Origin of the sequence: uncultured Thiocystis sp., from assembly GCF_903866365.1 — a bacterium.
Taxonomy (GTDB): Bacteria; Pseudomonadota; Gammaproteobacteria; order Chromatiales; family Chromatiaceae; genus Chromatium.
Genome location: NZ_CAIPNF010000368.1, coordinates 1 through 7,008, shown reverse-complemented (window position 1 = coordinate 7,008; position 7,008 = coordinate 1). Strand labels below are relative to the sequence as shown.

General features: G+C 65.0%; 4 protein-coding genes and 1 pseudogene. 4 read left to right on the top strand and 1 reads right to left on the bottom strand.

Annotated features, from left to right (window positions below; all coding sequences use genetic code 11):
* Positions 1 to 1,702 (top strand): annotated as a pseudogene (locus tag QZY07_RS20805) (hypothetical protein); the annotation flags it as partial.
* Between the two features lie 66 nt (positions 1,703 to 1,768).
* On the opposite strand, the gene QZY07_RS20800 reads toward QZY07_RS20805, so the two are convergent.
* Positions 1,769 to 2,047, bottom strand: a complete 279-nt coding sequence (locus tag QZY07_RS20800; RefSeq protein ID WP_295406838.1) for a hypothetical protein — start codon at positions 2,045 to 2,047, stop codon at positions 1,769 to 1,771.
* Between the two features lie 188 nt (positions 2,048 to 2,235).
* Between QZY07_RS20800 and QZY07_RS20795 the strand changes: the two genes are divergently transcribed.
* From QZY07_RS20795 to QZY07_RS27565, 3 genes are read left to right on the top strand one after another with little or no spacing between them, the layout of a single operon-like run.
* The gene (locus tag QZY07_RS20795; RefSeq protein ID WP_295406835.1) at positions 2,236 to 3,447 is read left to right on the top strand and encodes an efflux RND transporter periplasmic adaptor subunit; all 1,212 of its coding nucleotides are present in this window, start codon (positions 2,236 to 2,238) and stop codon (positions 3,445 to 3,447) included.
* A complete protein-coding gene (locus QZY07_RS20790) occupies positions 3,444 to 6,578 on the top strand; it encodes a multidrug efflux RND transporter permease subunit (RefSeq protein WP_295406832.1) in 3,135 nt (1,044 codons plus the stop codon). The genes QZY07_RS20795 and QZY07_RS20790 overlap by 4 nt, the downstream gene beginning before the upstream one ends.
* A gap of 32 nt (positions 6,579 to 6,610) precedes the next feature.
* Positions 6,611 to 6,868, top strand: coding sequence for a pilin (locus tag QZY07_RS27565; RefSeq protein ID WP_363184603.1), 258 nt, complete (start codon positions 6,611 to 6,613; stop codon positions 6,866 to 6,868).
* Positions 6,869 to 7,008 lie beyond the last annotated feature (140 nt).

Below are 7,008 nucleotides of genomic sequence, written 5' to 3'. Positions count from 1 at the left end.
CGGCGCGGTGACGGTCGAGGTGCTGCGCGCGCACTTGGTCGAAGAGCGGGGCATCCCCGAGCGGCGCATCGCGGTCGCGACCGGCACTCAGCGCGAGCTGGAAGGCGTCGACCTCTTCGCGCCCGACTGCCCCATCGATTTCATCGTCACCGTCGAGGCCCTGCGCGAGGGCTGGGACTGTTCCTTCGCCTATGTCTTCTGCACCACGCAAAACATCCGCTCCAGCCGCGACATGGAACAGTTGCTGGGGCGGGTGCTGCGCCTGCCCTATGCGCGGTCGCGCCGCGCGCCGGAGTTGAACCGCGCCTATGCCCATGTTTGCGGCACGGGCACGGTGCAGGTCGCGGGGGAGCTGGTGGATCGGCTGGTCGGGATGGGCTTCGAGGAGCTGGAAGCCGCCGCCTTGGTGCAGCCGGGCGAGGACGATCTGTTCGGCGGGGGCGATGGCGGCGGTGCGATGTCCGAACCGGCGCCCGTGCAGACCGCATTCGAGATCCCGGCGGCGGTGGCCGAGAGTCTGCGCCAGACCTTCGGCGGGCTCTTGCCCGAGGGCGTGACGCTGGAGATATCCGACCCGGACGCGGTTCCGCAGGTCCAGATCACCGGCATCTTGTCCATCGCAACCGTCGATGCCGTCATCCAGGCTGCCCCCAAGCGCGAGCGCCCCGACCTGACGCGGCAACTCGAACGCCATCAGGCCCGCGCCGAGGTGGCGCAGGCTCCCGCCCAGCGACGGCTTGAGTTTGGCCCCCTGCCGCGACTCGCGGTGCCCGTTCAGGGCGAGTGGCAACTGTTGGAACCGGACCTCCTGACCGAACTGGCGCCGCTGTCCCTGGCGGGCGCGCCGGCGGATCTGCCGGGTTTCGCGCGGGAAGACGACGACAAGCCCTTCCTGATCGACCTGGACCGGGGCCAATTGCGGATCGCGGTCGAGCATCCGCAAGACCGGATCGACCTGGATCGCGGCGAGGATGCCATGCCGCGCGCCGAACTGATCCGTCTGCTCGATCGGGCGATCCGGCGCGATACCTTGCTGCAACCCGAGACCATCGCCTGGATCGGGCGCGTGCTCGACGGGCTGGCCGCGCGCGGAATCGACCTCAATCATTGCGCCCGGCACCTCAATCGCCTGGCCGAGCAACTGGCGCGGCGGCTCGCTGGTTTGGCAAACATAGAGCGTAAACAGGCGTTCCAGCTTGCCTTATTGGAGGGACCGAGCGGCGCGCGCCTGTCGGATCGGCACGCCTTCCGCTTCGAGCCCGAGCGTTATCCCGCGCGCTGGCTGTTCCAGGGCCGCTACCAGTTCGGCAAGCATTTCTATCCGCGCCCCGGCGAACTGGACCCCGATCTGACCGCCGAGGAAACCGCCTGCGCGATCGAAATCGACCGGCTCGACGCCGTGCGCTTCTGGGTCCGCAACCTGGAGCGCCAGCCGCTGACCTCCTTCTGGCTGCCAACCTCGACCGACCGTTTCTATCCCGATTTCGTGCTGCGCCTGAACGACGAGCGTCTGCTGAGCGTCGAGTACAAGGGCGGCGACCGCTTCAGCAACGACGATTCCAGGGAGAAGCGCGACATCGGCACCGTCTGGGCCGCCGCCAGCGCGGGGCGCTGTCTGTTCGCGATGATCACTGACCGCAAGACCGTCGGGCGCCCGGTCGCGGAACAATTGCGAAGCGTGATCGAGGCGGGCAGGACGTGAAAACGGCATGTGCATGCCGTGAACCATGGAAATCATTCCCGAGCGAAGGTGCCGTGGGGTGGGCGATCAGGCGTTTTGCTCGTTCTCCAGCGCCTTGCGCGTGATCTCCTGATACAGACTGATGGCGCGCAGATAGATTTGCTGAAAATCGGGTCGCTGGTCCACGAATCGCTTGATGTCTTCGGCATCCCGCATCACCTCCTTGAGATGATCGAGATCGCTGTCGTCGAGCCGCTCGCCGCGCTCGACCTTGGCCTGAATGGCGAGCGCGCGCGGCAGTCGGAACTTCTCGAAGCGGTCGAGAATGGCGACGATCACGCCGTCTTGCTGTGAGATGTCGGTCATGGTGTGCTCCGGGGCGATGGCGGGGTGCGGTTGTTTGCCGGGCGAATTCGCGCCGACAGACGCAGTGTAGACCGGCTTCGGTCATGGCGTCGCCCTTGCGTTCGTCAGGGTCTCGCGTTAGTTTCGCACCTCATTTCACGCGCCGGCCTGGCGTATCTGGGTTTCTCTCGTCTTGGAGCGGTGTCACGATGCCAACTCATTCCCCCGACTCGACTTTCCAGGCGCGGCGGCTCGGTCCGAACGCCGGTTCAAGCGGCGCGCGGAGCCGCTGGTCCACGCGCGCCCTGGTGGCCGGGATCGCACTGGCGTTCATCGGTTGCGGCAAGCCCGAGCCGGCTGCCGCCCCGGAGATGCCGCCGCCGGCGGTGGTCGCGGTCGCGGCCAAGTCGCAGCCCATCGAGGACGAGGCGCGCTTCGTCGGTCGGGTGGCCGCGGTGAACCGGGTCGAGCTGCGCGCGCGGGTCGAGGGGTTTCTGAAGGAGCGCCGGTTTACCGAGGGTCGGCCGGTCGCGGCGGGCGATGTCCTGTTCCTGATCGAGCCGGAACAATACGAGGCGATCGTGCAGCAGCGTCAGGCGGATGTGGCGAAGGCCCAGGCCGACGCGCAGAACGCCGATGCCCAGCTCAAGCGCGGTCTGGAGCTGTTGACGCAGAAGAATATCGCCCAGGCCAAGGTCGACGAATTGCAAGCCGCGGCCTCCGTCGCCAAGGCGAGCATCGCCCAGGCCAAGGCCGCGCTGACCGCGGCCCAACTGGATCTGAGCTACACCAAGATCACGGCCCCGGTTGCGGGTTGGATCGGGCTGGCGCAATACACCATCGGCAATCTGGTCAGTCCCGCATCCGGGACGCTGGCGACGATCGTCAGCCGCGATCCCATCTATGTCCAATTTCCCCTGACGCAGCGCGAGTTACTTCAGGCCCGGCGCGACATCAAGACGCGTGGCATGGATCCTAAAAACGTGGTGGTGCGGGTCCGCCTGCCCGACAAGACGCTGTACGAACAGGCGGGACACCTGGATTTCGTCGATGTCACCACCGATGCGGGGACCGATTCGGTGACCCTGCGCGCCGAGCTGCCCAACCCCGACGGTCTGCTGGTGGATGGTCAGTATGTGGGTCTGGTGGTCGAAAGCGGCGAGCCGAAGTCGGCGATTCTGATCCCTCAGTCGGCGATGCAGATCGACCAGCAGGGCGTCTATGTCCTGATCGTCGATGCCGACAGCAAGGCGCAGGTGCGCCGCGTCGAGACCGGTCCGATCAAGGGTGCGGATATTGCCGTGACGAAGGGACTTCAAGAGGGCGAGCTGGTCATCGCCGAGGGTATCCAGAAGGTGCGTCCCGGCCAGGCGGTCAAGGCCGCGCCCGCGACGGCGCTGAACGGGGGCGCGGCGCCATGATCTCCGATACCTTTATCGACCGCCCGCGACTGTCGATCGTCATCTCGGTCGTCATCACGCTCGCCGGGCTGATCGCGATCACGCAGATTCCGATGGCGCAGTTCCCGGACATCGTCCCGCCGCAGGTCTCGGTCACCGCGTCCTATCCCGGCGCCAGCGCGTCGGTGGTGGAATCCACTGTCGCCCAGCCGATCGAGTCCCAGGTCAATGGCGTCGACAACATGCTCTATATGAAGTCGACCAGCGGCAACGACGGCAGCTATTCGCTGAACGTGACCTTCGCGCTCGGCACCGACCCGGACATCAACACGGTCAATGTGCAGAATCGGGCGAATCTCGCCACCGCCCAGCTTCCGGACGAGGTCAAGCGCCAGGGGCTGACGGTCAAGAAAAAATCCACCGCCATGCTCCAGGTGGTGGCGATCTACTCGCCCAAACACGCCTATGACGCGCTGTTCCTGAGCAATTACGCGACCATCAACGTGATCGACACGCTGGCGCGGGTGCCGGGCGTGGGCGAGGTCTCGCAGTTCGGGCCGCTCGACTACAGCATGCGCATCTGGCTGGACTCGGACCGTCTGACCGCGCTCAGTCTCACGCCGTCCGACGTGATCTCGGCGATCCAGAGTCAGAACGTCCAGGCGGCGGTGGGTCGCATCGGCGCCCAGCCCATGACGCCGGACCAGCAGTTTCAGATCACCCTCCAGACCCAGGGTCGACTGAGCGACGCAGGCGAGTTCGAGAACATCGTGGTGCGCGCCAATCCGGACGGTTCCAACGTCCTGGTCAAGGATCTCGGGCGGGTGGAACTGGGCGCCAAGCAATCCGACTCGTCGAGCCGGCTCGATGGCAGCGACACGGCGGCGATGGCGATCTATCTGGCCCCCGGCGCCAATGCGGTGGCGGTGGCGGATGGCATCCAGGCGGCGATGGACAAGCTCGCCGAGCGCTTCCCCGACGATCTGGATTACGCGGTCGTCTACGACACCACCGATTTCGTCAAGGCCAGTCTGGAAAAGGTGATCCACACCCTATTCGAGGCGTTCGCGCTGGTCATCCTGGTGGTGTTCGTCTTTCTCGGCAGTTGGCGCGCGACCCTGATCCCGCTGATCGCCGTGCCGGCCGCCCTGATCGGCACCTTCGCCTTTCTGCTGATGATCGGCTTTTCGGCCAATACCATCTCGTTGCTCGCCGTGGTGCTCGCCATCGGGATCGTGGTCGACGACGCCATCGTGGTGGTGGAGAACGTCGAGCGCATCATGGAGGAGGACGGCCTGGCGCCGCGCGAGGCGGCCAAGAAGGCGATGGGCCAGATCACCGGCCCCATCATCGCCATCACCCTGGTGCTGCTGTCGGTCTTCCTGCCGGTCGCCTTCATCCCCGGCATCACCGGGCAGTTGTTCCAGCAGTTCGCCGCCGTGGTCGCCTTCTCGATGCTGATCTCGGCGATCAACGCGCTCACCCTGTCGCCGGCGCTCTGCGCCATCCTGCTCAAGCCGACCCATCATAAACGCGGCCCCATGCGGTATCTCATGCGCGGAATCGACCAGGTTCGCGACGGTTATGCCGCGATCGTCGCCCGCCTGGTGCGCTTCTCGCTGCTGGTTCTGGTGCTGGTGGCGGGCGTCGGACTGGCCACCGGCTGGCTGTTCAAGATCACCCCGACCGGCTTTCTGCCGGAGGAAGATCAGGGCGCTTTCATGGCGCAGATCCAATTGCCCGAGGGTGCCTCGGTCAACCGTACCCTGGAGGTCGTCAAGCAGGTCGAAACGCTGGTCGGTCAGGATCCGGCGGTCGCCCATGTGCTGACGGTGCCGGGTTACAGCATCCTCGATGGCGTGGTGCAGTCCAACAGCGCCCTGGCGGTGATCCGGCTCAAGCCCTTCGAGGAGCGGACTACGCCCGATCTCAAGGCAACCGCCGTGATCGACCGGGTCGCCGCCCAGACCGCCGGTCTCCCGAGCGCCCGCGTCATGCCCTTTAACCTGCCGCCGATCATCGGACTCGGCACCGGGGGCGGATTCGAGTACCAGCTTCAGGATCTCCAGGGTCGCACCCCGGTGGAACTGGCCGCCGCCATGCGCGGTCTGGTGCTGGCCGCCAATCAGGATCCGGCGCTCGCGCGCGTCTTCTCTACCTGGGCGACCGACAACCCGCAGATCTTTCTCGACATCGACCGCGAGAAGACACAGACGCTGGGGGTTCAGGTCAGCGACATCTTCACCGCGCTCCAGGCCACGCTTGGTGGCTATTATGTCAATGACTTCAATAAATTCGGGCGGGTTTGGCAGGTCCAGATCCAGGGCGAGGAGAGCGATCGGCAGCAGTTCGACGATGTCTATCGTATCCATGTTCGCAACAGTCAGGGCGAGATGGTCCCCATCCGGGCGGTGATGACCCCGGAACTCATCCTGGGTCCGCAACTCTTGCAGCGTTACAACAACTACCGCAGCGTCACCATCCAGGGCGGACCGGCGCCGGGGCGCAGCTCCGGCGACGCGCTGGCCGCCATGGAACGGCTCTCCGCCACCACCCTGCCAAGCGGCTTTGGGTTCGAGTGGACCGGTACCGCCTTCCAGGAAAAAGAGGCCGGCGGCAAGACGCCGATCGTGCTCGGTCTGGCGGTGCTCTTCGCCTATCTGTTCCTGGTCGGGCTCTATGAAAGCTGGTCGATGCCGGCGGCGGTGCTGCTCTCGGTCACCGTCGGCGTGCTGGGGGCGATGTCCGCGCTCTGGATCGCCGGGCTACCCAACGATCTCTACGCCCAGGTCGGTATCGTGGTGCTGATCGGACTGGCGAGCAAGAACGCCATCCTGATCGTCGAGTTTGCGATGGAAGAACGCGCCGCCGGCAAGCCGCTTCTCGACGCCGCCACCCATGCCGCGCGGATGCGGATTCGCGCCGTGCTCATGACCAGCTTCGCCTTTATCCTTGGATTAGTACCGCTCATCATCGCCAGCGGGGCAGGGGAGGCCAGTCAGCGCGGGGTTGGCACCGCCGTCTTCGGCGGCATGCTCGCGGCGTCGATGATCGGGATTTTCCTGATTCCGATGCTGTATGTGGTGTTTCAGCGGTTGCGCGAGAGGATCCATGGCGGAGCGGTCGATTCGGCCAGTAGTGGCTTAGAGTGATTTCCTGAGAGCCTCATCGCCACCGAAAGGCCATCAATGGACAGGATGGTGCCGGATCTTGTGCTGGCTATACCGATCTGGCAGCCGCTACAAAAAACGTTACGTCATCCGCATGTACAGACGCGACAGGTGTAATTACGGTGACGTCAACGCAAGGGTCAGGCACAGTAGCTGCGTGTAACATTATCCTGACGCCTACCCTGAACGCCGACGATACGGTTGTGTGGGCCTGCACGACAAACGATGCTGAATGCTACCGGATTGTCCCTGCCGAGTGCCGTGGTACGTAATACTCGATCTTCGAGTTTTTCCCGCTTGACAAAAAGGGCGAGAATAGCGGCTCTTCGCATGAAGAGGATCCGCCGCCATTTTTTCCGACCCGCTGCCCTTTATTGATCGTTATGTCGATGAACTCGATACCGCCCTGAGG

Coding starts and splice junctions, on each gene's coding strand:
- QZY07_RS20795 (WP_295406835.1), top strand. CDS start 2,236: ATGCCAACTCATTCCCCCGACTCGACTTTCCAGGCGCGGCGGCTCGGT.
- QZY07_RS20800 (WP_295406838.1), bottom strand. CDS start 2,047: ATGACCGACATCTCACAGCAAGACGGCGTGATCGTCGCCATTCTCGAC.
- QZY07_RS20790 (WP_295406832.1), top strand. CDS start 3,444: ATGATCTCCGATACCTTTATCGACCGCCCGCGACTGTCGATCGTCATC.